Source organism: Bradyrhizobium sp. LeoB3, assembly GCF_055456055.1.
This window is the reverse complement of record NZ_JBVBEF010000245.1, coordinates 1-2,596: the sequence shown is the minus strand read 5'-3', so window position 1 is coordinate 2,596 and position 2,596 is coordinate 1. Positions and strand designations below refer to the sequence as shown.

Here is a 2,596-nt window from a genome sequence, read left to right as displayed (position 1 = left end):
GCGACGGCAATCGGTTTATTCGATCTATGGGGGCGTGCGATCCCCCCACGAGGCGACATGCCCAAGAATCGCGTCCGAACTTCACCAAGGACGCCGCATGTCTGCCATCAACTTCTCTCCTCGGATTCGACTTTTCGCTCGCGATCCCGATTCTCGCGCAAACTCGGCACGCATCTGGATAGGGCGCCTGCTCGGCACCAGCGGCGTCGTGCTCCGGGCTCTCGCGATCTCAGCCGCGATACTTGCTCCGGCGCATGTCGCCTCGCGCCCTCTTGATGTACCGGCGACTACCGCGATTCGTGACGCGACCCAGCCGGTCCTCACCACTCAGATCGACGATCTCGCCCCCGCGCTGGCGACGCGGGCAAGGCCGCAAGAGACGTTGCGAGGAGTCGTCGCGGAGGTAGACCAACGCCACGACCGGATCACCGTGCGCCTGACCCCGCATGCGACTGCGGACCTCAAGGTACAGGACGGTCTGCTCTTCGATTCTGTTCGTTATGGCGACCAGGTCGAACTCACTGTCGAGACCATCAATGGAGAGAGGACCATTGTTGAGCTTACGAAGGAATAAATCGTGGTGTGTGTTTGCGAACACGCTGTGCCGTACGCTTCGCAGGTCCGCTTCCGGCAGAATGGTCAACCAGCGGAGGATCGCGACCGTGCGAGATGCTGTTGGCGGACGAGGGGGCGGCGGGATGAAATGCATTAGACCGACGTCGCTACGAGTCCTTGTTGCACTAGTGACCTTCGCGCCAATGCAAGCCCTTGCGGCGGATGCTGAGGCCGGAAAGAACAAGGCCGAGGCCTGTGCGGGGTGTCACGGTGACAAAGGTATCTCCGCCACCGAGAACACGCCGTCATTGGCGGGGCAACCTGATCAGTTCTTGCAATGGCAGCTGGTTTTCTTCCGCAGCGGTGCGCGTAAGAGTGAGGTCATGGGACCAATCGCGGAACAACTCAGCAACGAAGATGTCCGCGACCTCAGCGCTTACTTCTCTTCGCTCAAGCCTTCCGATCCAGCCGCGGCGAAGGTGCCCGACGATCATCCCGACTTGACCGCTGTTTGCACACCTTGAACGCATTCTCAAGCTCGACCGGCTACGCTTACGAGGCCCAAACGGCGCGCATGACGAGTTCATCCTCGCAGCCACCGCCCAGAACCTTCGCAAGATGGCCAGGCTGATCCCGATGCAAATCCCCAAGCCCGCATAGCGGCCGGCAAAGCGCTCGGTCTCGTCGAGGCTGGCGCCAGATACATTGAACTACTTCAACCTTTTTCAACGGAATCGGCCAGGAGCAGACCTGAAGACCCTTAATCCGCGCCGGTTGCGCCTGCCGAGCCGAATATTACAACCGCAATTGTTCCGCCGCTATTGAAATGATGCCGTAGCGAGACCCCGCCACCATCTTGGCGTACTAGGTGACAGCCATAAGTGAGGATCACATCGTGAGTGCAGCAACACCGGAACATATTATGCAAGTTGGTTTGGGCTTTTGGGCATCCAAAACACTCCTGAGTGCTGTCGAGCTGGGCGTGTTCAGCACCTTGGCGAATGCACCCGCCGACTTGCCGACGCTTCAACGAAAGCTTGCACTGCATCAGCGATCAGCCCGCGACTTCCTCGATGCGCTGGTGGCACTCAAGTTGCTGGAGCGCGAGAACGGCATCTACAGCAACACCGTAGACACCGACCTGTTTCTCGATCGAGCCAAGGCATCCTATATCGGCGGCATGCTGGAAATGGCAAATGCCCGGCTCTATGGCTTCTGGGGATCGCTCACGGAGGCCCTGCGGACCGGCGAAATGCAGAACGAGGGTAAGGGGGGCGGAGAAAACCTGTTTACGGCCCTGTATGCTGATCCGGAGCGGTTGCGAGGATTTGTGAGGGCGATGAGTGGAATAAGTGCAGGCGCGGCCCACGCCATTGCTGCCAACTTTCCATGGAGCAACTACAAGACCTTCATGGATCTTGGTTCAGCTCAGGGCATGCTTCCAGCTACTGTTGCCCGCGTCCATCCCCACCTCACCGGTATCGGCTTCGACCTTTCCCCGATCAAGCCAATCTTCGAGGAATTTATTGCTCACCGCGAGGTGGAGGACCGATTGCGGTTTCATGGCGGGAGTTTCTTCGAGGACCCTCTGCCGAAAGTTGATGTCATCGTCATGGGTCACATCCTCCATGATTGGGACCTTACCCAGAAAAAGATGCTGCTAGGCAAGGTATTTGATGCTCTTCCGAAAGGCGGCGCCGTCGTCGTTTATGATGCCATCATCGACGATGATCGCCGCAAAAACGCTTTCGGTCTCATGATGAGCTTAAATATGCTGATCGAAACTCCCGGTGGGTTCGACTATACGGCAGAGGACTGTCAGGCCTGGATGCGCGAGGTCGGCTTTTCAAAAACGCGGGTCGAACCGCTTGTCGGTCCGGATTCGATGGTGATCGGATTAAAGTAGGTTCTCCGAGCGGCTCGCCGTCCGACGCGTCGGATGGCGCAATGGCGCGACGGCCGCTTTGGGTGTGCGCCGTGACAAGGCGGCGCTTTCCAGTGGGTGCAAGTCCCACCCGGCAAACGCTCCAGCCGGAAGCAA

Annotated in this window: 3 protein-coding genes and 1 pseudogene; all 4 read left to right on the top strand. The window is 58.9% G+C overall.

The features are described 5' to 3' along the window. Positions 1-97: 97 nt before the first annotated feature. The gene (locus ACZXDY_RS45425; RefSeq protein ID WP_464349950.1) at positions 98-574 is read left to right on the top strand and encodes a hypothetical protein; all 477 of its coding nucleotides are present in this window, start codon (positions 98-100) and stop codon (positions 572-574) included. Continuing rightward, on the top strand, positions 501-1,079 hold the full coding sequence (locus ACZXDY_RS45420; RefSeq protein ID WP_464349949.1) for a c-type cytochrome: 579 nt from the start codon (positions 501-503) through the stop codon (positions 1,077-1,079). The genes ACZXDY_RS45425 and ACZXDY_RS45420 overlap by 74 nt, the downstream gene beginning before the upstream one ends. Further along, positions 1,063-1,215 (top strand): annotated as a pseudogene (locus tag ACZXDY_RS45415) (IS5/IS1182 family transposase); the annotation flags it as partial. The gene ACZXDY_RS45420 and the pseudogene ACZXDY_RS45415, both read left to right, overlap by 17 nt. Before the next feature lie 235 nt (positions 1,216-1,450). Further along, positions 1,451-2,461, top strand: coding sequence for a methyltransferase (locus ACZXDY_RS45410; protein WP_464349948.1), 1,011 nt, complete (start codon positions 1,451-1,453; stop codon positions 2,459-2,461). Positions 2,462-2,596 lie beyond the last annotated feature (135 nt).

What these genes read in the sequence shown, in the direction of transcription:
- ACZXDY_RS45425 (WP_464349950.1), top strand. Translation starts at nt 98, where the DNA reads ATGTCTGCCATCAACTTCTCTCCTCGGATTCGACTTTTCGCTCGCGAT.
- ACZXDY_RS45420 (WP_464349949.1), top strand. Translation starts at nt 501, where the DNA reads ATGGCGACCAGGTCGAACTCACTGTCGAGACCATCAATGGAGAGAGGA.